The sequence below is a fragment of the Actinoplanes hulinensis genome (assembly GCF_019429605.1).
In the GTDB taxonomy this organism is placed as follows: Bacteria; Actinomycetota; Actinomycetes; order Mycobacteriales; family Micromonosporaceae; genus Actinoplanes; species Actinoplanes campanulatus.
This window is the reverse complement of record NZ_JAHXZI010000004.1, coordinates 45904-70810: the sequence shown is the minus strand read 5'-3', so window position 1 is coordinate 70810 and position 24907 is coordinate 45904. Positions and strand designations below refer to the sequence as shown.

The 24907-nt window shown below is 72.4% G+C and carries 15 protein-coding genes; 3 read left to right on the top strand and 12 right to left on the bottom strand.

Annotated features, from left to right (window positions below):
* Positions 1-23 precede the first annotated feature (23 nt).
* The 3 genes from KZ829_RS08810 to KZ829_RS08800 form a co-directional block, all read right to left on the bottom strand.
* Positions 24-779: a M15 family metallopeptidase gene (locus tag KZ829_RS08810; RefSeq protein WP_220143358.1), complete on the bottom strand. Its 756-nt coding sequence runs from the start codon at positions 777-779 to the stop codon at positions 24-26.
* A gap of 29 nt (positions 780-808) precedes the next feature.
* Positions 809-5938, bottom strand: coding sequence for a diguanylate cyclase (locus KZ829_RS08805; protein ID WP_246635317.1), 5130 nt, complete (start codon positions 5936-5938; stop codon positions 809-811).
* A gap of 85 nt (positions 5939-6023) precedes the next feature.
* Entirely contained in the window at positions 6024-6743 is a 720-nt protein-coding gene (locus KZ829_RS08800; RefSeq protein WP_220143356.1) for an MBL fold metallo-hydrolase, read from the bottom strand.
* 164 nt (positions 6744-6907) lie between these two features.
* On the opposite strand from KZ829_RS08800, the gene KZ829_RS08795 reads away from it, so the two are divergent.
* Complete coding sequence (locus KZ829_RS08795; RefSeq protein WP_220143355.1) at positions 6908-7744, top strand: alpha/beta hydrolase; 837 nt, start codon at positions 6908-6910, stop codon at positions 7742-7744.
* Here KZ829_RS08795 and KZ829_RS08790 read toward each other — a convergent pair.
* The 9 genes from KZ829_RS08790 to KZ829_RS08750 all read right to left on the bottom strand — a co-directional run bounded on the left by KZ829_RS08790 (position 7741) and on the right by KZ829_RS08750 (position 19501).
* Positions 7741-10533, bottom strand: a complete 2793-nt coding sequence (locus tag KZ829_RS08790; RefSeq protein ID WP_220143354.1) for a helix-turn-helix transcriptional regulator — start codon at positions 10531-10533, stop codon at positions 7741-7743. The genes KZ829_RS08795 and KZ829_RS08790 overlap by 4 nt on opposite strands.
* 194 nt (positions 10534-10727) lie before the next feature.
* The gene (locus KZ829_RS08785) at positions 10728-11762 is read right to left on the bottom strand and encodes a maleylpyruvate isomerase family mycothiol-dependent enzyme (RefSeq protein ID WP_220143353.1); all 1035 of its coding nucleotides are present in this window, start codon (positions 11760-11762) and stop codon (positions 10728-10730) included.
* Positions 11759-12349 carry a sigma-70 family RNA polymerase sigma factor gene (locus tag KZ829_RS08780; RefSeq protein ID WP_220143352.1) on the bottom strand — a complete coding sequence of 197 codons (591 nt, stop codon included), beginning with the start codon at positions 12347-12349 and terminating at the stop codon, positions 11759-11761. The genes KZ829_RS08785 and KZ829_RS08780 overlap by 4 nt, the downstream gene beginning before the upstream one ends.
* 48 nt (positions 12350-12397) lie before the next feature.
* Positions 12398-13510, bottom strand: a complete 1113-nt coding sequence (locus KZ829_RS08775; RefSeq protein WP_220143351.1) for an AI-2E family transporter — start codon at positions 13508-13510, stop codon at positions 12398-12400.
* A 131-nt stretch (positions 13511-13641) separates the two neighbouring features.
* Positions 13642-15168, bottom strand: coding sequence for a peroxidase family protein (locus tag KZ829_RS08770; protein WP_220143350.1), 1527 nt, complete (start codon positions 15166-15168; stop codon positions 13642-13644).
* Between the two features lie 97 nt (positions 15169-15265).
* The gene (locus KZ829_RS08765; protein WP_220143349.1) at positions 15266-16528 is read right to left on the bottom strand and encodes an MATE family efflux transporter; all 1263 of its coding nucleotides are present in this window, start codon (positions 16526-16528) and stop codon (positions 15266-15268) included.
* Complete coding sequence (locus KZ829_RS08760) at positions 16492-17514, bottom strand: NAD-dependent epimerase/dehydratase family protein (RefSeq protein ID WP_246635316.1); 1023 nt, start codon at positions 17512-17514, stop codon at positions 16492-16494. The genes KZ829_RS08765 and KZ829_RS08760 overlap by 37 nt, the downstream gene beginning before the upstream one ends.
* Positions 17511-18299, bottom strand: a complete 789-nt coding sequence (locus KZ829_RS08755; RefSeq protein WP_220143348.1) for a glycosyltransferase family 2 protein — start codon at positions 18297-18299, stop codon at positions 17511-17513. Before KZ829_RS08755 ends, KZ829_RS08760 begins: the two co-directional genes overlap by 4 nt.
* On the bottom strand, positions 18296-19501 hold the full coding sequence (locus KZ829_RS08750; protein WP_220143347.1) for a nucleotide sugar dehydrogenase: 1206 nt from the start codon (positions 19499-19501) through the stop codon (positions 18296-18298). Before KZ829_RS08750 ends, KZ829_RS08755 begins: the two co-directional genes overlap by 4 nt.
* 430 nt (positions 19502-19931) lie before the next feature.
* Here KZ829_RS08750 and KZ829_RS08745 point away from each other — a divergent pair, with 430 nt between their 5' ends.
* Together KZ829_RS08745 and KZ829_RS08740 are read left to right on the top strand one after the other, a co-directional pair.
* The gene (locus KZ829_RS08745) at positions 19932-24602 is read left to right on the top strand and encodes a DUF5005 domain-containing protein (protein ID WP_220143346.1); all 4671 of its coding nucleotides are present in this window, start codon (positions 19932-19934) and stop codon (positions 24600-24602) included.
* A gap of 47 nt (positions 24603-24649) precedes the next feature.
* On the top strand, positions 24650-24895 hold the full coding sequence (locus KZ829_RS08740) for a hypothetical protein (RefSeq protein WP_220143345.1): 246 nt from the start codon (positions 24650-24652) through the stop codon (positions 24893-24895).
* The last annotated feature ends 12 nt before the right edge of the window (positions 24896-24907 follow it).

Sequence of the window (24907 nt, the reverse complement as noted above, 5' to 3'; positions counted from 1 at the left end):
GAGCAACCCGGATTCAAAGGTCATCAGCGGCCGGTGGTGCTGAAGTGCATGTAGTCCTTCAACGTGGTCCAGTGGCCGCCCCACGTGAAGCCCTCGCGGGTCACGGCGGTGACCGCGCCGTTCGCGTGCAGCATGCCCGGGTGGTGGGCGTCGCGGGCCAGCCAGGCGGCGCTGTTCGGCGGGTCGAGGTAGTCGCCGCGGATCATCGGGTTCTGTCGTGGATTGATGTCGAAGGCACGGCCGTACGCGTGCTGTGACCAGGTTTTCGTCCCGGCCACGTAGCGGCACTCGTAGCCGAGAGTGAGCACCGTCTCGTCCGGGACGACGGCCGGCGGCATCGCCATGATCGGGAAGCGGCGGCGGTACAGGGTGGCGAACGCCCGCTGGGTGGGGCGGACCAGGGTGCGGTGCATGGTGAGGTGGCCGTCGTGGGCGCGGCCGTCGAAGCCGAGATGGCGGACCCAGATGCGGCGCAGATCGGTGGCGCGCAGCGGGCAGTGTTCCGGTTCCGGGGCGGTGAGCCGCTCGATCCGGGTGCGCCAGCCGGGCAGCGGTGCGGCGGGTGCGGTGAGCCGGAGCATGCCATCCACCGAGAGCGCCGCCCGGCCGTTCCATTTCCGCAGGTCGGCGACGCGGTGACCGTACCGGGCGGCGACGCCGGAGAGGGTGTCGCCGGGCCGGACGACGTGCACCGGCGGGCCGGGCGGGAACAGGGGCAGGGCGGCGTGTGCCGGCGGGCCGGGTGGGAGCAGGAGCAGGGCGGCGAGCAGTCGGATCACAGCTGTCCAGTCTTCCCGGCAGGGCGCCCTCAGCCGGACATGACGCGGTTGCGGCCGGCCTCCTTCGCCCGGTAGAGGGCGTGGTCGGCGCGGGCCAGCAGCTCGTCCAGCGAGGTGTCGTCCGGGCTCAGGCTGGTCAGGCCCACGCTGATCGTCACCGGCAGGGGGCCCGCCTGCGTGGGCACCGGCTCGGCGGAGACCGCCAGGCGGATCCGGTCGGCCAGGTCTTCGGCGTGGCCACCGTGATCGGGCAGGACCGCGGCGAACTCCTCACCGCCGTAGCGGCCGAGCACGTCGGAGTGGCGCAGCCGGCCCCGGATCCGGGCGGCCACGGTACGGATCACCTCGTCGCCGACGCCGTGCCCGTACGAGTCGTTGATGGTCTTGAAGTTGTCGATGTCCAGCATGACCGCCGCCAGCTGACGGCTGTTGCGGGCGGCCGCCTGTACCAGGGCGCCGGCGATCGCGTAGAAGTGCCGCCGGTTGTGCTGCCCGGTCAGCTCGTCGGTGGTGGCCAGTTCCTGCACCCGGCTGAACAGGCGGGCGTTCTCGTACGCGGTCATGCCCTGGGTGGCCAGCGCGGCCGCCACCTGACGGCTGGTGCCGTCGAGCCCGGCGCCGCCGAGCAGCACCAGCCCGACCGGGCCGTCCCGTCCCGCCAGAGGAACGGTCAATGCTCTGGGCGCGCCGGCGAGCAGGCGTTCGCGTACTCCCGCGGTCTCTTCCAGACCGAGCAGCTCGGGCGTGTCGCCCGGGATGAGCCGCACCGTGGTCCCGACCGCCTCGACGGGCGCGGCACCGACCACCTCGAGCACCTCGCCGCCGGTGCTGATCAGGCATCCGGCCGTCGCGCCGAGCTGGGTCCGCAGCGTGCCGCACAGGTGCCACAGCAGCCGGTCCGGCTCCAGGATGGCGCTCATCTCGGCCAGGCTGGCCCGCAGCATCTCGGCGAGCGCCTGCTGCTGCCGGGCGGCCTGCACCTGCGAGTGCAGCTGCGCCGCCCGCGCCGTCTCCAGCGACACGGCGACGTGGCTGCTCACCGCGGTCAGCACGGCGACGTCGTCGTCGGTGAAGACGCCCCGGGCGAGCCGGCTGTCCAGGTAGACGACCGCCACCATCCGGCCCTTGAACTGGACCGGGGCGATCAGGATGCTGCGCAGCCCGTGCACCACGGCGCTGCGTGAGCCGAGCGCGGCGCCCTGCTCGGTGCCGGCCACCACGAGCGGCTCCCCGGCGCCGGCGACCCGGCGGACCAGCGTGGACGCGTACTCGTCGGCCTCCGGAAGATCACCGGAGGCGTCCCGGCCCGCGTACCGGACCGGCTCGCCGGACTCGTCCAGCCGGAAGAAGATCGCACGCTCGGCGCCGAGGATGCGCAGCATCTCGTCGAGCGCCACGCTGGCCAGCTGCTGCGGGTCCAGGATGGTCGCGGCGGCCGTGCCGACCTGCTGCAACGCCTCCAGGTGCCGGTTGCGACCGGACGCCGGGCGGCGGTCCGCCACGGTCCGCCGATGGGTGCCGGCGCCCTCGTCCACACCGAACTCGGCACGCGTCTGCCGCCGCCGCTGCTCCCAGCCGTGGAAGAGTGCCAGGCTGAGCGCGAACCGCGCCTGCCGGTCGGACTCGTTGGCCATGCCCATGGCGCGCATCGCCCGGGCCCGGATCCGGAACACTTCGTACTGGATGAACGGCGCGTCCACCTTCCGCAGCCGCCGCTCCGCCTCGTCGGCGATCCGCAGGCAGCGCTGCGGGTCGCCGGAGGCCAGGTACCAGGACGCCTTCGTGGTCAGGTGCACACAGCGCAGCAGCGGGGTGCCGCCGACCCGGCCCAGATCCCGGATCGCCTTCTTGGCCACCGCGAGCCGGGCCGGCCGGTCGGCGTCCGCGGCGAAGCGGAACTGGATGAGCCGGCCGTGCGCCTGGTACATATAGATCCACTTGTGCTGCGGCAGCAGCTCACCGCGGCGCAGCTTGAGCGCGTGGAACTCGGCGAGCACCTCCTCCAGCTGCGGCCCCACGTCGCCCTGCTCGATCAGCAGGCAGGCGGCGGCGGTCAGCATGTTGGCCCGTTGCACCCGGGTGCCGGTGCCCTTCGGGAACGCCGTGTGCAGCCGTTTCAGCGCGGCCGCGGCCTCACCGAACCGGCTCTGCCCGGCCGGGATCATCACACTCAGCATGCCGAGCGAGGTGCCCAGCACCTGTTCCTGGTCGGGCAGGTTCCGCATGCCGCGCTCGTATTCGCGGGCGCTCTCCTCCACGTAGCCGCGCAGTAGGTACCGCATCGCCAGGGTGGCGTAACCGGGGATCAGCTGGGCCGGAACGTACCAGCGGGCGTTGCGGGTGGTGGTCTTCTCCCAGATGCTGCCGTCGTCGACGCCGCTGATCATCAGGGCGCAACCCTGCATCCACTCCACATAGGCGCCCAGCCCCGGGTCGTCGAGCCCGGCGGCCACCTCGGCGGCCCGGCGCAGGCAGCGTTCACTCGTGGCGCGCAGCTTGATCACCGCGGTCACGTAGCCGATCAGGGCGTAGACGCGGACGTACTCGGGACACGGGCCCAGCCGGTTGACCGCGTACACGGCCCGCAACGACAGGGCGCCGGCCTCGGCCAGGCGCAACCCGAGCCCGGCGGCATAACCGCCGGCATCCAGCACGGCGGCGAGCACGGCCAGGTGCTCCCGGCGGCGGCCGCGTGCGGTTCCGAAACCCACCCGGGTACGCCGGACGAGCCCACCCAGGAACGCCACCAGCAGCGACGTGACCACCACCAGCAGCCCCGGGCCACCCAGCGGTCGGCGCAGCTCGGCCAGCGCGGCCCGGGTCGCCTCCAGAGCCCGGCCGTCGTCCCAGACCGTGTGGTAGAGCTCGATGCGGGTGGCGAGCAGCCGGGCCCGCCACAGCCTGTCCGTCTCCCCGGCCAGCGCCCGGTCCAGCACCTCCCCGGCCAGTTCCAGCCGGCCCGCCCGCAGGTAGGCCTGGGCCAGCGAGTGCAGCAGTCCGGTGTCCGGCGCCTGGTCCCCGGCCACCGCCTCGGTCAGGTAGCGGATCGCCTCGTCCGGCGCCTGGTCGGCCAGGGCACGGCGGCCGGCCAGAGCGGCGCTGCGCCGGCGGTCCTCGGCCGGGACCTGGTCACCGGCGCGGCTGTAGTGACGGGCCACCGCGTACGCGTACCCCTCGTCCCGTAGCTCCGCCGGCAGACCCTCGAGGGCCCGGGCCAGATCGGCGTGCACCCGCCGCAGCCGGTCCTCGTCGAGCCGCTCCAGCAGCACGTCGCGCAACTGGGGGTGGACGAAGGCGTACCAGCCGCCGGGCCGCGGCTCCAGCACGTGCCGGTCGGCCGCGGCCCTCAGCGCGGCCAGCATCCGGTCCGGATCGCCGACCGCGAGCAGCGTCGCGGTCCGGAACCGGACTCCGGCCACCGCGGCGACGGCCAGGCAGTCGAGCATGCCGTCCGGCAGCGCGGTCAGGCGGGTGGCGAGCAGGTCGAGGACGTCGGCGACCGGCGGCAGCGCGTCCGCTCCGGCGACGTCCAGGTGCCAGGCGCCCCACACCGGGCGCAGCAGGCCCGCGTCGAGCAGCCGCAGCAGGTAGCTGACCACGGCCAGCGGCGTACCGTCGGTCCGCGCCGCGACGTGCCGGACCAGCTCCCCGGTCACCTCCGCGCCGGGCAGCCGGGACGCGATCAGATCGGCGACCGCCGGCCCGGCCAGCGGGTCGCAGTCGACCTCCAGGGTCCCGGTGCTGTCCAGCCCGGCGGCCGGGTCACCCGCCCCGTCCGGGGCGGTGAGCAGCACCAGCACCGGCAGCCCGGCCACGTCGGCGGCCAGCTTCTCGAGCAGTTGCCGGGAGCCCGAGTCCAGATGCTGTGCGTCGTCGATGACCAGCATCAGCCCACCGCAACGGGTGGCCAGCTCGCTCAGGAAGGTGGCCCCGGCGCCGAGCACGTGCTCGTCACCGCCGGCCGGCGCGACGTCGGCGCCGGGCAGGCCCAGCTCACCGGAGATCCGGGCCAGCAGACGGGGCCCGGCCGCCGCGGCCGCCTCCGCCACCAGCCGCTCGACCGCCGCGCGCCGGGCCGTGGGAAGTCGGCGGACCCCGGCCAGCCAGTTCCGCACGGCCTCCCGGACCGCCGACAGCGGGGTCGCCTCGCCGGCCCGGCAGGTGGCCCAGAACAGGGGGAGACCGGCCGCCTCCACCTCGGCGGCCAGTTGCTCGGCGAGCCGGGTCCGGCCGGAACCGGGCCCGCCGCGGATCACCGCCACCCCGCCGTGCCCGGCCCGTGCCCGTCCCCAGCGGCGGGCCAGCCGCTCCGTCTCGGCGGCCCGGCCGCGCAGTGGCCACGCGCCCACCGCGGGCTGCTCGGCGGCCTCTCCGCCCGGACAGCCGCGCAGGGCGTCGAGCAGCGACCGGGCGTCCTGATAGCGGTCGTCCGGGTCCTTGGCGAGCAGCCGGTACACCACCTCGGCCAGCGCCGGACTGATGCCCGGGCGCAGCACCGCCAGGTCCGGAACAGGGGCGGCCAGGTGCAGGCGCAGCAGCTCGCCGACGTCGTCGGTCTCGAACGGCAGCCGCCCGGCCAGGCACTCGTAGAGCACCACGCCCAGCGAGTACAGGTCGGAGCGGCCGTCGACCGGGCGCTTGAGCATGCCGGACTGCTCCGGCGACGAGTACAGGAAGGTGCCGACCGCCTGGTTCGACGGTCCCGTCTCCTCGCCGAGCTGCGCCAGACCGAAGTCGATCAATTTGGCCGGCTGATCCGTGCCGACCATGATGTTGCCCGGCTTGAGGTCCCGGTGCACCAGCCCGAGCCGGTGCGCGGCGGCCAGGCCCCGGGCCAGCCGGGCGGCCAGGGCGACCACCCAGTCCTCGGCCAGCACGCCACCGGACAGCTGGTCGGCGAGCGTTCCGCCGGGCAGATGCTCCAGCACCAGAGCCGGTACGCCGTCCAGGTCGCCGACCGCGAAGACGCGCACCACCGCCGGATCGTCGATGCAGGCCAGCAACGACGCCTCACGGGCGAACTCGGTCCGGATCCTCGGGTACTCGGCGGCGTCGGCGAGGGGGCGCTTCAGCGCGTACCAGCGGTCGCCGCGCCGGGCGCGGTGGACCATCGTGAACGCGCCACGACCGAGCTCGTCGACCACCTCGAGGCCGGTCAACCCTGTATCCGTCACGGGAACCTTCACTTCGCGTCCGGCGTCACGAAAACCTCTTCGGCCGGAAACGGTCATGGCTGAACGAGTCTCAGAGCGACGCCGCGAGCTTCTGCAGCGCTTCTTTGGCCCCGGTGGTCAACGGCTCCCCGTGACCGGGGAGGATCGCCTTCACCTCCAGGCCGGCCAGCTTCTTCACCGACGCGGCGGCCTGGGTGGCGTCCGCCGTGTATTGCGGGGCGGAACCCTCCAGCCCGTTCTGGTTGCGCAGCGCGTCACCGGTCACCAGCACCCCGGTCCCCGGTTCGAAGATCGACACGTGACCCAGGGTGTGCCCCGGGGTGCCGATGATCTGGAGGCCGAACACCTCGTCGCCGTCCTTGAGCGGGGTCAGCGTGTCGCCCGCCGCGTCGATCGCCGCCACGTCCGCCTCACCGGCGTACAGGGTGGCGCCGACCAGCGGGGCGATCGCGGCGAGCCCGCCCGCGTGGTCCTGATGCTGGTGGGTGAGGATCACGTGCCGCACCGAGTCCCACCCCAGGCCGGCCGCCTTCAGGCCGGCCTCCACCGACGCCTCCGAACCCGGGGTGCCGGTGTCCACGACGGCCACCTCCCCGCCCCGGACCAGCAGGTAGACCGAGACGAACGAGAGATCGACCCGGCGCCAGTCGCCGACCAGGCCCGGCGGTGGAGCGGCCGCCGACGGTGTCCCCGCCGGATCGGCGCCGGAACAGCCCGTCACGGTGTTCAGCACGGTCACCCCGAGGACACCGGAGCCCCCGGTCAGAAGCAGTCTGCGGTTGAGGCGCATAGAACATCTTTAGCGCATCGCGGGCGCGGTCGCACACCGGACAGCAGGACGCACGGAGCCGGTTTCTCCGGGCATGCTGGTTTTCCCGGGCCGCAGGCGGGCACCTCGGATCTGAACCGCCCGGTGCCGCCCCCGGGAAACCCGATTCTGAGCAGGGGGATCTCGTGTTACGGCAACCGACCCCGGTGATCGACGCGATCGTCGCCGAGCACCCCGGCTACCGGCCGGTCACCCTCGACCTGTTCCGGCCGCTCGTCGACGGCCCGCTGCCGCTGGTGATCTGGGTGCACGGCGGGGCGTGGCGCTACGGCACCAACAAGCACGACGGGCCCCAGCTCGCCCCGGCCCGGATCGGCGACCGGATCCTCGCCGCCGGGTACGCGCTGGCCCGCGTCACCTACCGGCTCAGCGCCGAAGCCACCTTCCCGGCCCCGCTGCACGACGTCAAAGCCGCCGTCCGCTGGCTCAGCCGCAACGCCGCCGACCTGGGGCTCGACCGGAGCCGCTTCGCGATCTGGGGCGAATCGGCGGGTGGCCACCTGGCCGCGCTCGTCGCGCTCACCGGCGACGATCCCACCGTCGGCGACCACGACCCCGGTGTCTCCGACGCGGTCCGGGCCGGCGTCCTCTGGTACGCGCCCAGCAATCTGCTCACCATGGCCGCCCAGAACCACCCGCGGGGCCTCCAGGACCACGACGCCCCGGACTCCCCGGAGAGCCGGCTCGTCGGCGGCCCGGTCCAGGAGATGCCGAAGGAGTCGGCCGCCGCCAGCCCGGTCAGCTACGTCTCCCCGGACGCGCCGCCGCTGCTGCTCGTGCACGGCGACCAGGACCGGGTGGTGCCCGTCGGCCAGAGCCGGGAGCTGCACGAACGCCTCACCGCGGTGGGCGCCCCCGCCGAACTGCACATCGTGCCCGGCGCCGACCACTGCTTCGTCGGCGCCGGCCTGGCCCCGCTCGTCCACGAGGGCCTGACCTTCCTCGACCGCCACCTGACCTAGACGGGCGGCAGCCGACGGCGGGAGGTCACGTCCAGTTTCCGGAACACCTTGCGTAGATGGTGGTCGACGGTGTTCGCGCTGAGAAAGAGCCGCGCGGCGATCTCCCCGTTCGTCGCGCCGGCCGCGGCCAGGCGCGCGATCGTCAGCTCCTGCGGGGTCAGGCCGCCGCCCGTCCCCTCGGCCGCGTCCAGTTCCCGGGCCGCGCGTTCGGCGTACCCTCGTGCGCCCAGCGCCTCGAACATCGAAGCCGCCCGGCGCAACTCGTCGCGGGCATCACGGCGCCGCCTTCGCCGCCGCAGCCACTCCCCGTAGAGCAGATGCGCCCGCGCCAGATCCGCCCGGGCCCCGGTGCCGGCCAGCAGCGCGACCGCCCGCCGGTACAGCGGCTCGGCCTCCCCGGCCCCGGCGACCAGCGCCCGCGTCCAGGCCAGCACACCCAGCGCCCAGCCGGTGCCCGCCGCCTCCGCCAAGCCGGTGAACCTCGCCAGCGCCGAACCGGCCGTCTCCGGATCACCGCTGCGGACGGCCGCCTCCACCAGATCGGGCAGCACCCGCCCATGCACCCCGAGCACGTCCGCGGCGACCACCTGACCGGCCAGAACCCGAGCCCGCCGATAGTCACCCCGGCCGAGCGCCTGCGCCACCGCCCCCTCGGCGAGCCGGTCCGGGCGCGGGTCGACGCCGATCTCGGCACACACCCGCTCCGCCTCCGCCAGCGACTCCCGAACCGCCGCCACATCACCGAGCCGCGCCGCCGCGTCCGCCGAGCCGTACAGCCCCGTCACCAGCTGAAACCGGGCCCCCGACCGCCGCGCGGTCCGCACCACCAGCCGCCAGACCGCGCGCTCCGCACCCGGATCCCACAGCAGAGCCGACAGCGTCGCCGCGGTCAGATGCCGCCGCAACACCACGTCGTCCGGGACGTTCGGCGCCAGCAGCATCCCCACCGCCCGCCGCACCTCGGGCACGGCCGCCGCGCATCCTTCCGCCACCAGCGCGCCGAACGCCCGTAGCTGCTGCTCCACCACCGCCGCCCCGTCAACCTCGGCGGCCCCGCTCACCCGCGCTGTCCCTCTGCCGCTGGGCGGTCGGGCCGCTGCCTCCGCGATCTCGGCGAGGCCGGTGCCGGGTCCCGCATTCCCGGCGCGGATCAGATGCTCCACCGCTTCGAGCAGAGCTCCGCGAGCCAGTCGCGGCTCACTCTCCCCGATCGCGCGCGCGGCTTCCAGACAGATCAGAGACCCTTCCGCGTACGCCGCCGCGCGCCCCGACATCACCACGGCCCCCGCTTCGACGAGCATCGCCCGCCCACCAACAACCTGCCGCGCTCGTAAGCCCTCGACCTCTCCGTCACGGGCGACGTCACGGGGCTGCCGATCAGGCGGGGGCGACCCCGCTTCCAGGACGGTGCGGGCGGGTCGGCGTACCGGTGAGGGTGTGTTTGCCTCGAGGGCGGCGTCGGCGAGCCGCCGTGCCTGTAGGGGCGCGCCCGCGACCAGAGCGGCCTCGGCCGCGTCGAGGAACCGTTCCGCGCGGCCGGCGCCCGGGGTGAGTTCCGCGGCCCGGGTCAGGAAGGCCGCCCGTGCCGCATATCCGCCCCGCTCGCCGGCCCGGTCCGCGGCCCCGACCAGAGCCCGTGCCACCGTCTCGTCGAGCCCCGCGCAGGATCCGGCCAGGTGCCAGGCCTGCTGGTCGGCGTCGTCGGCCGGTCCGGTCACGGCGGCGAGGGCGGCATGAACGGCCCGCCGCCGGTCACCGGTCGCTCCGCTGTAGATCGCCGACCGGGCGAGGGGACGCCGGAACACCGCGGTCACCCCGAGTGTCAGTATGCCGGCGGCCACCGCCGGTCCGGGCGCCCCCGGAGCGATGCCGAGCCGGTCGGCGGCCGCCGCGATCCGCGCGATGTCCCCACCGGGCTCGGCCGCGGCGATCAACAGCCAGGTCCGGGTGTCGTCCGGCAGTTCCCGGACCCGGCGCAGGTGGAACTCCTCGATTCGGCTGCCGGCCGACAGCGGATCGGGCAACGACTGCGCCCCGGCCAGCTGATCGGCGGAAAGCTCCCGCCCCAGGTCGATCAGCGCCAGCGGATTCCCGCCGGTCCCCGCCACCAGACGAGCCGCGACCAGGGCATCCAGCGGCCCGGCCACCACCGACCGCAGGACGGCGGCCCCGTCCGCGGCGCCCAGCCCCGCCACCTCCAGCACCGGGAACCGCCCCCACCCGGCGGGCATCTCCCGAGCCGCCACAATCAGTCCCACCCCCGCCCTTCCGCCCTGAGCCCACCGCGCCGCCGTCCGTCCGTCCCGGATCACGGCGACGGCGGCGCCCGGCAGACGGCGGGCGACCGCGGCGAGCACCGCAAGGGACTCCCGGTCGAACCAGTGGGCGTCGTCGGCGCAGCAGAGCACCGGGCTTTCGACAGCGAGGCCGCCGAGTAGTGCGGCGACCGCCCGGACGACCGGTTCCGGCCCGGTGGGCGGATCATCAACCAGCCCGAACGCCGCATGCAACGCCCGCAGACCGTCCGGTGGCAGGTACGTCGAGGCGAGAGGCAGCACGGGGATCAGCAGCCGGTGCAGCGCCGCATAGGGAAAGCCGCTCTCCGCCTCCACCCCCGTCACCCGGATCACCCGCAGGCCGGAGGCTCCGGTGACGGCCTCCTCCAGCAGTGCGGTCTTACCCGACCCCGGATCGCCCACCAGCACCAGCGCGTCGCCGAGGCCCCCATGCAGCGCCCGGATGAACTCCCGCAGCGTCCCGCATTCCCCGGCCCGTCCCTGTAGAGCCATGACGAACCGAAAGCTATCGGCCCTCCACCCAGGATCCGCTGGCCCACGGTGCAGCCCTGTCGGCCCACAGTGCACACCCGCCCGAACCAGCTGGCTCCCAGTGCTGTCTCAGGCCCCGCGATACAGCTCTGGCGGCCGGCTGAAGATGTTTCACGGCTGCCGAGGCAGGGCTGAGAGCCAGCGGGGGCGGGGTGTCAGGGGACGGCCAGGGCGGGGGCGGCGGCGAGCCACTCCAGGCCGAGACGGGTGTCGCCGGTGATGCTGACGGAGAGCTGGTCCGGCCGGCGGCGGTCGCCGACCAGGCGGCAGAACTCGACGATGTCGGCGGTGACCTCGGCGTCCGGCACGAGCGACGCGGGCGGGGTGGAACCGGGCGCCGGCGGGGTCACCGGGACGGTCCACGTGCCGCCGCCGGGCCCGGTGAGGTTCAGCCGGACGTGGCGGCCCTCCGGCGCGGTGACCCGGGTGGCGGTGGCCAGCGGCAGGGTCCGGACGGCCAGGTCGGCCATCGGGTTGAGGTGTTCGGGCAGGGGCGCGACGGTGGGCCGGGCCAGGACGCCGCCGATGTCCTCACTGTGGATCCAGGTCTCGAAGGCCCGCGCCACCAGGGCGTCCGGCACCGGCATGTCCCAGCCGACGGCGATCGTCCCGGTCGGCGCGGGGCCGGCGAGCAGGGCGCCGCACAGGGCTTCGGCCTGGGCGCGCCAGGTGCGCCGCGCCTGCTCGGCGGTGCGGGACCGGGCGAAGTTCAACACCTCGCGGGTACGGGACTCCGGGTCGGATCCGGGCGCCAGCGGCGGTTCGACGGTGACCCCGAGGGCGGCCGCGATCAGGCTGTCGGTGGCGGTGAGGTGGGCGAGCAGGTCGTGGACGCTCCACTCCCCGTATGCCGCGATCCGCCCCCAGTGGTCGTCGTCGAGCCCGGTGAGCAGCAGGTCGAGGGCCGCCACCTGGGCCGCGTACGGCTGCGCCCACCCCGGAGCGGCGGGAGCCGGACGCCGCCGGGCGGGCGCCGCGGACCGCAACCGGGCGGCGAGCCGGGCCGGGGGCCGCCGGTGCGTGCCACCCAGCTCGGCCGCGGTCTCGCGCAGGGTGCGTGCCTCGCCGGCGCAGATGTCGCAGTGGTCGAGGTGTTCGCGGACGAGGCCGTCGTCGCCGGGCGGGCAGGCGTCGAGGGCCCACGCCCCGAGGAGGGGGGCCACGATCTCGTGACGATCAGTGCCGGTCATTGTGCCTCCGGGTCGTGAGCGTGATTTCCACTCAACGCCACGGTCAATCGCCGTAACCCTTCGCGGAGCCGGGATTTCGCGGTGCCTTCGGGCAGGCCGAGTTCGGCCGCGACCTCACGATAGGTGCGTCCCTGGAGGTAGGCCAGGGAGATGACGGTGTGCAGGTGTTCGGGCAGGGTGCCGAGCGCGAGCCGGAGCCGCCGGGTGGCGTCGGCGTCCTCGACCTGGTCGCCGACCGGGTCACCGCGGCTGAGGGCCTCCGCGCTGAGTTTGCCGTCCTGGGTGGAGCGCCGGTGGGTCTCCTCGCGCCGGACCAGGTCGACGGCCCGCCGGTGGGCGAGCATGGCGAGCCATCCGCGCAGGCTGCCCTTGGCCGGGTCGAAGGCGAGCGGGCGCTGCCAGACGGAGAGGAAGACCTCCTGGGTGACGTCCTCGGCGGCGCGCTCGTCCCGGGTGACCCGGACGGCGACGGTGTAGACGAGCGCGCTGAACCGTTCGTACAGCTCACCGAAGGCGTCCTCGTCGCCGAAGACGAGCCGGTCGCGGAGCCGGGTGTCGTCGGCGAGGACGGTCTCCTGTCGCGCCACGGCGCTCACCTGGCCCTCACGGGCCACACTCTAGCCCGCGGCGCCTAGTTAATCGACGGTTGCCGATTCTGCTGTTCGTGGCTCGGGGACGACGGCGGGCCGGTCGGCGAGTTGTTCCCGCAGGTAGTTCCAGAACACCGCGAGCATGGCGGCGACCGGTACGGCGAGCAGCGCCCCGACGATCCCGTAGAGGCTGCTGCCCAGGGTGACCGCGAGCAGCACCACCCCGGCGTGCAGGCCGAGCCCGCGGCTCTGCACCATGGGCTGGAGGACGTTGCCCTCCAGTTGCTGCACCGCGACGATGATGGCCAGCACGATGAGCGCGTCGGTCCCGCCGTTGGTGACGAAGGTGATGACCACCGCGACGAAGCCGGCGAAGAGCGCGCCGACGATCGGCACGAACGCGGTCACGAAGGTGAGCACGGCCAGGGGCAGCCACAGGTCCACCCCGAGGACGAACAGTCCGATGCCGATCAGCACCGCGTCGATCATGCCGACCAGCGCCTGCGAGCGGACGAACGAGCCGAGCGCGTCCCAGCTGCGGCCGGCGACGGCGGGTACGTCGGTGGCGAGCCGGCCCGGCAACTGGCGGCTGAGCCAGGGCAGGAAGCGCGGCCCGTCCTTGAGGAAGAAGAACATCAGGAACAGCGCGATGATCGTGTTGACCAGGCCGTTGAAGAACGAGCCGACGCCGTTCAGGGTGGCCGTGGCGATGCTGCCGACGCTCGCCTGGAGTTTGTCGACCGCGGTGTTCAGGTACTCGTTGGCCTGGTCGTCGCTGATGTTCAGCGGTGGCCCGGCGGCCCAGTCGCGCAGTTCGGCGATGCCGGCGACGACCTGGTCGGCCAGTTCGCCGGACTTGGCGCCGACCGGCACCGCGATGCCGACCAGCGTGCCGATCGCGACGACCAGGAAGAGCAGCATGACCAGGGTGGCGGCGAGCGCGGGCGGCCACTTGTGCCGGCGCAGGAACCGGACCGGGGGCCAGGTCAGCGTGGTGAGCAGCAGGGCGATGACCACCGGCCAGATCACCGGCCAGGCCTTGCCGAGCAGCCAGAGCGTCACCCAGGTGGCGAGCAGGACCAGCAGCATCTGGAGTGAGATGCTCGCCGATGTGCGCAGCGCGCCTCGCGCCTTCCTGGAATTCAAACCGGGTCCCATGTGATCACCCTAGGGAACCGGCGCACGGGACCGCGCGCCGAGGCGTGCGGTCCCGTGCGCGAGGGTCAGAGGTTCAGTGCGCGAGGGTCAGAGGTTCAGTGCGCGAGGGTCAGAGGTTCAGTGCGCGAGGGTCAGAGGTTCAGTGCGAACTTGAGGAAGTCGCCGGCCTTGAACTGGCCGGTGGCCGGGGCGATCGGCGTGGTCGGCCGGAAGTCCGCCTTCCGCTTGAGGAAGCCCTCCTTGTCGGCCTCCAGGATGCCGAGGATGACCTCGGTGACGATCCGGCCGCCGACCGGGCCGAGCCGCTCGCCCGCGTGGGTGAGCTCGGCCTCCTTGAGGATGTAGAACCAGAGCGGGGCCTTGCCCTGCCAGCCGGCGTTGTCCGGGTCGGGCAGGCCGAGCTGGGCGTTGGTGAGCGGGGTGACGCCCATCCGCGCGGCGACGTCCTGGCCGGCGGGCAGGCCGAGCCGGACGCCGCGGATCAGGTTGCGCTCGGCGAGCGACGGGGTGCCGTCGTCCACCACGGTGGTCGGCATGTTGAACAGCGGCAGGGAGATCTTGCCGTCGATCCGGCGGGCCGCGTTGCGCGGGGCGGCGGGCCGGCCGGGCACGTCGAAGAAGTGCCACCAGTCGATCTCGAGGCGGGCCGGCAGCGGACGGTTGCCGCGCAGGTCGGCGCCCGGCTGGCCGAAGATCGCGGCCGCCGAGACGCCGGCACGGTTGTTGAGCAGGTACCCGGCCCGGATCATGCTGTGCCCGAAGCGGTACGCCGCGACCGAGTACTCGATCGGCATCATCGGCCGGTTGGGGTTCTTCGGCTTGTAGAACTCCCGCTTGACCTGGCCCTTGTTGTTGAGGTAGCGGCCGACCACCTCGGAGCCGGCGACCTTGTCGAGGAAGTCGTGGATGATGACCCACTGGAAGTGCCAGCGGGTGATCCGCTGCGCCTCGGCCAGGCTGGTGGCCAGTCCCTCGGACAGGACCCGGTTGTGGAACTTGGCGAAGGCCAGGTGGAGCTGGGCGACGATCAGGTTCTCGTCGTTGCGGGCGTCGCCGAGGATGGCGCTGCCGTCGGTCCGGCGGGGCAGGTCGTCGACGCCGTTGGCGTTGCGGACGATCTTCATCTGGAGACCGTCGGCCTCGTACAGATCGGGGTCCTGGGCCGGGCCCCGGCCGTAGAGCGAGCCGAGGTCGAACACCGGGGTGTCGAAGTTGGTGAGCGCCAGCGGGTCGGCCTGCGCCTCCGCCAGCGGGGTCCGGTCCAGCGTCATGTCGTGGTCGATGAACTGGCCGAGGAAGGTGAACCCGGCGGGGATGCGCGGGTTGTCCAGGTCGGTCGGGTTCGGTGTGGTGGGCTCGCCCATCTGCGCGGCGAGGCTCCGCAGCAGGTCCTCCGGCGGAGCGTACGCCTCGGTGTTCTTGAACATGATGCCGAAGCGGCCCTCTTTGTCGCGGCCGGCCTTGACCGCGATCTCGCTGCCCCGGGTGCCGGCGCTCGCGTGTTTCCAGTCGTTCGGCGCGGCGGGAGCGCCGGGCGCGACGGCCGGCGCGGCTGCCGCGGCCGTCGCCGCGACGCCGGTGGTGCCCACGGTCGCCGCGACCGCGCCCGCCGCGGTGCCGGCGAGCAGGGTGCGCCGGTCGATGTTGCTGTCAGCCATGTGTGCTCCTTCTGCCGAGGTGCTCAGGAAGGTAGCCACGCACACGGGTCGATTGCGACGTGAAAGGACACCGCACGACTAATACCGACTGGACGGCTTAATCCGACTCGGGAACCTTTGTTCCGGACGGGGGAGACGGCCGCAACCCGTGCCGCCGCGCGACGTTGGGCATCAACGCGGTAGCCACGAGCACCAGGAGGGCGGTTCCGGTGGCACACCACATGATCGCGGTGAATGTGTGCGGCACCACGGTGGTGGCCGCGACCAGCACCGCGCAGCCCGCCCACATGGGCGCCGAAGGCCATCGTGATCCGGCCGCCACCTGTGCGTTGACCAGCACGAACACCAGCGCGTAGAGGGCGCCGGTGGCGGCGAAGACCGGCGCGTACCGGCCCAGTCCGGCGTAGTCCGGGCCGCCGGCCGCCCCGAACGCCAGCCCACCGGCCAGCGCGGACGCGGTCACCAGGACGGCGCCGGACGCGGTGACCAGCCCGACCGCGACGAGCAGGGCGCGCCTGCTGCCGTGCGCGAGCCGGGGGAGCGCGAGCACGGTGACCACCTGGGGCGCCCAGATCGCGCCCTTGGTGAGGACCGTGCCGACCGCGTACGCGCCCGAGGCGGCGGCCGGCAGCAGCGCGCGGGCCAGCAGCAGGTCGGCGTAGGAGACCACGAGCATCGCGAGGGTGGCCGAACAGGCGGTGAAGACCTGCCTCGCGGTGATGCCGAGCCCGGTGGGCGTACCCGCGGAGGAGCGGGTCAGCAGGATCAGCGCGACCGGGATCAGCATGGCGGTGGCGGTGCCGATCAGCATCGACCCGGTCAGCCCGGCGCCCAGCAGCAGCCCGGCGCTCAGGCCGCCGTACCGGCCGACGGCCTGTACGGCCATGCCCAGGGCGAGGAGCAGGAACCGCTCGTCGCCCTGGAGCTCACCGAGCCAGCGACCGGCCGCCACGATCGCGCCGGTGTAGACGGCCAGCAGCAGGATCACCGTGACCGGCACGTCGAGCAGCGGGCCGGCCACCGGGGCCAGCAGGGCGACCAGTGCGGTGCACACGGCCGCGGTCAGCCATCCGGCCCGCTGGGCTCCCGCGCCGGGCTGCCGGGCCCGGTGCACGGCCACCGCGATCTGCAGGCCCATGCTGGGCACGGCCGCGATGCCGGCGATGGCCAGCACGGTCGCGAGCGCGCCCAGGTCAGAGGCTTCGAGGGTACGGGCGCCGAGCACCGGGACGAGGTAGCCCAGAGCGCTGGCGACCGCGCTGGCGATCGCGACCGCGGCCGCCCCGGCGCCGATCCGCCGGGCCGCGTTTCCGGCCGGAGTCGCTACAGCCGCCCGTCCTCGACCGCCTGCCTGATCCACGGGATCACCTCGTCCAGCATCGTGTCGAGGCTGGTGTCGGCGCTGAAGCCGAGCACCTCGCGGGACTTCGCGACGTCCGGTACGCGCATCGCGACATCGTGCGCGTACGGCTCGTCACTGACGTACCGGAAAGGGGTGTCCGTGCCTTTGATCTTGCGCCAGATCACCTCGGCCAGCTGGAGCACGGTGGTCGACTCGGCGGTCGAGAGGTTGAAGTCCTCGTTGAGGGCGGCCTCGTGCTCGATCGCGGTGGCGATGCCGCGGGCCAGGTCCCCGCCGTAGGTGTAGTGCCGCACCTGGTCGCCGGCGCCCAGGATGTGCAGCGGGTCCTGACCCTTCAGCACCTTCTGCACCAGGTCCGGGACGACGTGCGACATGGCCAGCTTGACGTTGCCGGACATCACCTCGGTGGAGCCGAGCGCCCGGCCCTCGCCGATGCCGACGCAGTTGAACGGCCGCACGATCGTGTACGGCAGCTTGTACTGGTCCCAGGCGGCGCGGGCGTAGTACTCCACGGCCAGCTTCTGGAAACCGTAGGACGACTTGGGCGGCGGCACCTCGTGCTGGTCGCCCTCGCGGCTGGGCCAGCGGTCGGTGGACTCGAAGACCATCGACGACGACACGTACGTCATCTTCTTCAGTGTCCCGGCCTGGTGCGCCTTGATCGCCGCGTCGCAGGAGGCCGCCATGATCCGCTCGTTGGTGGCGAGCAGATCGTACGCGTACGCGTGGAAGTAGGAGATCCCGCCGATCATGGCGGCCCCGGCGACGAAGTGGTCGCAGCCCTCCAGCAGCCTCGTGACCAGCTCGGTGTCCCGGGCGTCGCCCTCGGTGAACCGGTAGTTGGGGTGGTCGTCGTAGCTGTGCGACACAGGCCCGTACTTCGAGAAGTTGTCGAGCCCGACGACCTCGTGCCCGCGGCCCAGCAGTTCCTCGACCAGATATCCGCCGATGAAACCGGCTGAACCGGTGACCAGAACCTTCATGCGGGCGTTTCCTCCCTGTCACGGTCCCCGGACGGTGCCGGGGTGGGCCTCTTGTCCGCCCAGCGGGCGGCCATCTGCTCGTCCGACATGCGCCGGCCGAACGCGAAAAAGTACCAGCGCAGGTAACTCGGCATGAACCGGCCCACGTCGAAGTGTGATTCCCCGAGCTGCCGGTCGAGCCAGATCGTGGGGAGCTCGGCCACCGGGCGGCGCAGGCGGGTCGCCTTCGCGGTCAGCTCGATGCCGATCTCGAAACCGGTGTTCGACTCGATGCCGACCTCGCGGACGAAGTCGGTGTCGTACGCCTTGAAGCTGTTCGTGGCGTCCCGGGTGCCGACCCGGGCGAAGATGCTCAGGGTCTTCCCGGCCCACCGCGACGCCATCCGCTTGAACCGCGGCCCGCCCACCTGCTGCCCGCCGGGCATGTAGCGGGACGCCGCCGCGACCACCACGCCGCGGTCGACCAGCCGGGCCAGGTCGTCGATCTGCCGCGGGTCGTCGCAGCCGTCGGCCATCGTCACCACCGCCACCGGGGCGCGTGCCGCGTCGATGCCGAACCGGATGGCGTTGGCCGGGCCCCGGCCGTACGTGTTCAGTACGGCCCGCACCCGCGGATCGGTCCGGGCCAGCTCGTGCACGAACGGCACCGTGGTGTCCTCGGGCATGTCGTGCACGACCAGTATCTCGGCCGGCAGCAGTACCTCGCGCAGGATCCGCTCCAGGTGGCGGACCACCTCCGGCCCCTCGTTGTAGACCGGGATGACCACCGAGACGCGTGGTGTCACACCAGCACCCCCTGCCCGGTCAGTCCCCACATGTCGATGACCGGCTTGTCGGTCTTCAGGCCGGCGTAGTCCGGGTGCGGCGAAGCGATCACCAGGAGATCGGCCCGTTCGAGGACCTCGTCGAGCGGAAGGAACCGGTCGTCCCGGATGTACGGGTCGGTGCAGAGCGTCTCCCGCGCCTTGAGCGTGAGGATCTTCCGCAGCTTGTACGCCAGACTGTCGCGCGAGTCGTCGCTGCCGCCCTTGAACGCCATGCCGAGGATGCCGACGCTCAGTTCACCGAGGTCGAACCGGTCCTCCAGCCGCGACACCAGGTAGAGCGGCAGGCCCTCGTTGATCAGCATGGCCGAGTGGCCGAGCACGAAGTTGTTCCGGTTGAACGCGGCCAGCTGCATGGTGTCCTTGAGCAGGCACGGCCCGGCCGCGAACCCGGGCATCGGCAGGTCGGCGGCGCGCGGGTAGTCGAACGACACGGCGTGCCTGATCCGCGCGAAGTCGAGCCCGAAGTCGTTGGCCATCATCCAGAACTGGTTGGCCGCCGCGAACTTCAGGTAGCGCCAGGTGTTGGTGAACAACTTCGCCAGCTCGGCCTCCTCGGGCTCGAGCGGCACGATCGAGTCGGTGAGGTTCCGGAAGAGCTTCTCGGCACGATCAAGAGCCTGCGGGGTACGCGCGGCGACGATCTGCGGCAGCGTGAACAGTTCGGTCATCGCCCGGCCCTCGGCGATCCGTTCCGGGCAGAACGCCACGTCGACGGAGAGGCCGCGGCTGATCAGCAGCTTCTCGGTCAGCGCGGTCACGCCCGGGTAGACGGTGCTGCGCAGCACGATGAGCTGGCCGTCGCGCAGGTGCTCGACGCACCGCTCGATCGCCCGCGGCACCGCGCCCAGGTCCGGGTTGAGGTGCTCGTCGACCGGTGTGCCGACCACGACGACCAGAGCGTCGGCGCGCCCCACGCTCTCCGGTGCGGTGCTGGCCCGGAGCCGGCCGGCCGCCAGCGCCTCGGCGAGGGGAGCGGCCGCGCCCTCCTCGTCGAACGGCATGACGCCCGCGTTGACCCGCTCGACGGCGGCCGCGTCGATGTCGTAGAGCAGCACGGACAGCCCTCGCGAGGCGAGTGCGATGCCCAGCGGCAGGCCCACCCGGCCACAGCCGCCGACCACGCAGACGTCCACGCTCGCGGTGTTCGGGGAATCGGTCATTTCGCCTCGCAATCGCCAGGCGCCGTTGTTTCGGCGCTGTGTCGGCTCGTGCAGGTTACTGGTGAGGAAACCTCAGGTCCAGACTCGGGACGGCTGGTCCCTGCGGATCTGTTCGTTCATCGGGCGCGTCGCGCCGTATGTGAGAAGGCCGGGCCGGAAATCGCCCGGCGCCACGGAGGGGCGCCGACGGCATGTTCGGGTCGGGCCGATGACGAGCGCCTTCGATCACATCGATGATCAATAGTGGCATTGATCCATCCACGTCACTTCATGCACGCCCTGATGATCTCTCTTCTCTGCGGGTGCCCCATCGTGCAAAGTCGGGGAACCAATTGATGATCTTAACGGGGAGCAATTGATGTACTTAGCTGAGCAGGGCCCTCTGAGCAGGGGCGGAGGGTTCCGGAGGTGGATGGTCACGCCGGTTGTCATGTCCCTTCTGGCGGTCACCGCGGTGACCGGAACACGGGCCGCACCGGCGCTGGCCGCCCCACCGTCCGGCGGCATGTCCGGAGCCTCGGTGGAGGCGATGTTCGCCGGATACTCGGCGGGCGACGAGAAGTGGGCCGCCGGTGACGGGACGGCGTCGGTGCTCCTGCCGGACAACCGGATCCTGTGGCTCTTCTCCGAGACCCTGATCGGGCCGGTCGCCGAGGACTGGTCGGTGCCGGCCGAGACCCCGCTGGTCAAGAACACGGCGGTGGTGCAGGACGGCTCGGCCCTCGTGGAGACGCTGACCGGCGGCGCCGCCGGAGCGCCGGAGTCCCTGATCCCGGCCCCGGCCGCGGACGAGTTCTACCGGATCGGCGACGCCGTGGTGGAGGGCGACACCGTCAAGGCCGTCTACCAGCGGAAGAAGCAGACCGGCGAGGGCCCGCTCGACTTCGAGCATGTCGGCACCGCCCTGGTCACCTTCTCGCTTCCGGACCTCACCGTCGCCGACGTCGCGCCGCTGTCGCTGGGCGGGGACATCGCCTGGGGGGCGTCGATCCTCCCCGACGGCGACCACACGTACATCTACGGCACCGAGGGCGGCGACGACAGCGACATCCAGTTCGCGCATCTCGCCCGGGTACCCGCCGGGAACATCGGCGGAGCGTGGCAGTTCTGGACCGGTTCCGGATGGTCGTCGCAGGAGTCGGCGTCGGTGCGCCTGCTCAGCGGCGTGCAGTCGGCCTTCGGAACACTGCGGCACGGTGACCAGTACGTCGTCGTGACCGGGGACAGCCACCTGCCGTTCGACCCGTGGTTCGTCGCCTACACCGCGACGTCACCGGCCGGGCCGTTCACCGGCCCCATCCCGCTGCACCAGGCCCCGGAGCCGACGGCCGGCGAGAATCTGCTCCACGTCTCCGGCGCGCGCCTTCATCCGGACCTCGCCCGCGCCGGCAAGCTGCTGATGTCGTACGCCGTCGGCGGCTTCCACCCCGACGACGTGTACGCCGACGTCCGCAACGGGCGCCCGCGCTTCGTCGAGGTGGACTGGCCGCGGCCGGCGCCCGGCGACGTGCCGGCCGCTCCCACCGGCCTGGCCGCGACCGCGGACGCCGAGGGCCGCGTCACCCTCGGCTGGACGGCTCCCTCCGGATCGGGTCTGAGCTACTGGGTCCACCGGCGCGACCTCACGGCCGGCCAGACACACTTCGCCCGCGAGGTCTCCGCCGTCACCGGGACGAGCATGACCCCGGACCGCCTGATCGACCAGCACACCTACGAGTTCAAGGTGACCGCGGCCGGCGCCGGGGGCGAGGGCGCCGCCAGCGCGGTGATCACCACGGCGGTGCGGGTGCTGGAGCCGCCGGCCCCCGAGGAGGTCAGCGCCGAGGCCGACAAGATCGGTACGGCGACCGTCTCCTGGGAGCCGGTGGCCGGCGCCGAGGAGTACGACGTCGCGATGCGTGACATCACCGCCGGGGAGACCACCCTGCTGCCGGTGGACACGGTCGAGGCCGGGCAGACCGAACTGGCCGTCGAGGCGCTCGACGACGCCCACCAGTACGAGTTCGCCGTGACGGCGTCCAACACCGCCGGCGAGTCCGACACCTCGGAGACCGCCCGCGTCGATGTGGCCCTCGAGGTCCCCGACGCGCCGAGCGGCGTGACCGCCGGACCGCTGAGTGACGGCACGATCCACCTGAACTGGGACCACGCCGCCGAGGACGACTGGTTCTACGTCTACCAGCGCGACGTCACCGCGGAGGAGCCGGAGTTCACCCGCCTCGAACTCCCCGTCACCGCCGGCTCCGAGATGACGGCCGGCTACCTGGTGCCGAACCACGAGTACGAGTACAAGATCGGAGCGGTCAACCGGCTCGGCGAGAGCGACACCAGCCCGGTCGTAGAGGCCACCGCCACGCTCGCGCCGCCGTCCGCGCCGATCAACCTGACCGTCACCGCCGACGACGGCGCGGCGGACCTGTCCTGGACCGGCGCGGAGAACCCGAACGTCTGGTACGTCGTCGAGATGCGGAACGTCTCGGACGAGGAGCCCGGGTTCACCCGGCTGCCCGATCCGGTCACCACCTGCTGCACGATGCGGGCCGGTCTCCTGACCAACGGCGACACCTACGAGTTCCGGGTAGCGGCCATCGACGGTGGCGGCGGCGAGTCCGGGTTCTCGAACGCGGCCACGGTCAAGCCCCTGCCGCCCCCGCCGGGACAGGTCACCGGGCTCACCGCCACGCCCCTGGGTAACGGTGACATCCAGCTCGCGTGGACCTCGCAGGGCCCGGACTTGTGGTACTACGTCCAGACGAAGGACGTGACCGCCGGCGAGACCGTTTTCAAACAGCTCGCCCTGCCGGTGACCGTGTGCTGCTCGATGACCGCCGGATACCTCACCACCGGCCACATCTACCACTACCGGGTTCTCGCGGTCAGCCCGGTCGGGGCCGGGTCCGGGCCGGTGTCGGCGACCGTGGCGGCGACGTCCACGGTGCAGCGGCCCGGAGCGCCGACCGGTCTCCAGGGCGTCTCCTCCGGGCCCGGCAACGTCGACCTGACGTGGACGCCGCCCGCGCCGAACCTCTACTACTACGCCTACTGGCGCAACGTCACGACCGGGCAGACCACGTTCTCCCGCAGCGAGTACCCGGTGAGCACGCCGTACGCCTCGCTCGGTTACCTGGCGGGCGGCTCGCAGTACGAATTCAAGGTGACCGCGGCCAACTCGGCCGGTGAGGGCGCGTTCTCCGGCACCATCCGGGTGAACGTCCTCAGCGCCCTGCCGAACCCGGCCGGCGGCCTGACCGCCACCGCGGGGGACGCGAAGGTGACGCTCAGGTGGACCGCGAGCAGCACCGCCGGCGTGCTCTACAACGTCTGGATGCGGGACGTCACCGCGAACTCGTCCTTCCGCAAGCTCGACCTGCCGGTCAGCGGCACCACGATGATCGCCGGCTACCTGACCAACGACCATCTCTACGAGTTCTACGTGACGGCGACCAACTCGGCCGGCGACAGTCCGGCGTCGAACAAGGTCACGGCACGCCCGTTCCCGCCGATCCCACAGCCCCCGACCGGGCTCACGGCGACCGCCGGGAATGGTCAGGTCGTCCTGAACTGGACCGCGAGCAGCACGGTCAACGTCTACTACTGGGTGGAGATGCGCTCCAAGGGCGGTAAGTGGAAGCGCCTCAAGTCCCCGGTGACCACCTGCTGCAGCTTCACGGCCGGCTACCTGGGCAACGGCACCAGGTACGAGTTCCGGATGTACTCCTTCAACGTCGCGGGGGTGTCGGCGAACCCGTCCGGCGTCGCGTCGGCGACTCCGTTGCCCCCGGCCGCGACGGCCCCGTCGAACCTGACGGCGTTCAGCGGGGCGGGCAAGGTGTCACTGTCCTGGAGCGCCAGTCCCACGGCGAACGTGTGGTACTGGGTGTACCAGCGTGAGGCCAAGGGCTCCTGGCGCAAACTGCCCATCCCGGTCACCAGGTGCTGCACGTTCACGCCCGGCAACCTGGTCAACGGCCGTATCTACGAGTTCAAGGTCACCGCGTTCAATGAGCGCAACGAGTCCGGGGCCAGCAACACGGTGTCCACCCGCCCCTCGGTGACGCTCACCAGAGCCCCGATCCTGAACGGGGCGGCGACCAGCACCTCGTCGGTCGAGCTGTGGTGGACGGCCACGCCGAACGCCACCGGCTACTGGGTCGAGTACGCCGACATCAGCGCCAACCCCAACGCCGGCTGGACCAAGATCAGTACGCCGGTCCTCGGCACCACCTTCAAGGGCGGCTATCTCGGGGCCGGCAAGTGGTACCGCTGGCGGGTCACCCCGTCCAACGGCGACGTGCTCGGTCCGGTGTCGCCCCCTCTGGAGATCCGGACCAGGGGACAGGTGCACTACTCCGGCCGCTACCACCTCGGGGACTCGTTCTCCGCGGGTGTCGGCGCCGGGTACGAGACGGGCGGCGACTGCCTGCGTTCGCCCCTGGCGTGGCCGTTGCTCCTCAACTACGCGTCCTCGATGGCCAGGCACCTCGCCTGCACCGGGGCCGAGGTGCCGGACATGCGGTCCGGCCAGCTTCCGGGCATCGGCCAGCCGGGTCCGACACTCATCACCCTGACGATCGGCGGCAACGACGTCGGCTTCGCCGACGAGCTCACCGATTGCATCCTGGGGACGTCGTCCTGTACCGGCCGGGAGGCCGTCATCAACAGGGCCATCGACAACTACGCGGTCACGCTGCGGAACACGTATCGCGAGATCCGTGCGATCGCGCCCGGGGCGGACATCGTGGTGGCCGGATATCCTCTGCTGCTGACCCCGCCCGGAGTGGGAAACTGCAATGCGATCTTCGATGCCGGGCTCAGCGACGCCGAACGCCGGATGATCCGCCGCCTGGGTACCCGGATGAACGGCGTCATCCGGCAGTCGGCCACCGAAGCGGGGGCGATTCCGGTCATCACCGAGCTCTCCAGTGAGTTCGCCGGGCACGAGGCCTGTTCGACGAACGGCGAATACATCAATCAGATCACCGCACGCTGGTCCCACAAGGAGGGGGCCATGCATCCCAACGCCGCCGGGCACCGGGCCTATCAGCGAGCCGTCACCACGCGGCTGGGCCAGATCCATCAGCGCGGCATGGTCCGCTACTGAGCGGTTGGAGGCCGGATTTGAGCACGCGACGGTCCCGTCGGTGGCGGGTGGCAGTGGGGCTGCTGGCCGTCTACGCCGTCGCGTGCTTCATCCCCGGCATCGCCCCGTTCGCCCGGTACCCCCTCTACGTCGTGAAATGCGGCGGGCGGCCGATCATCGCCACCACCTTCGCGGCCGCCAACAGCTACTGGGTTCCGGGCGATCCCGGTTATACGGTGCACTTCTTCGTCGACGACTACTTCTGTACCGAGACCGAGGCGCAGGCCGCCGGCTACCGGCGGCGTGCCCTCTGACCTGTGATCGGC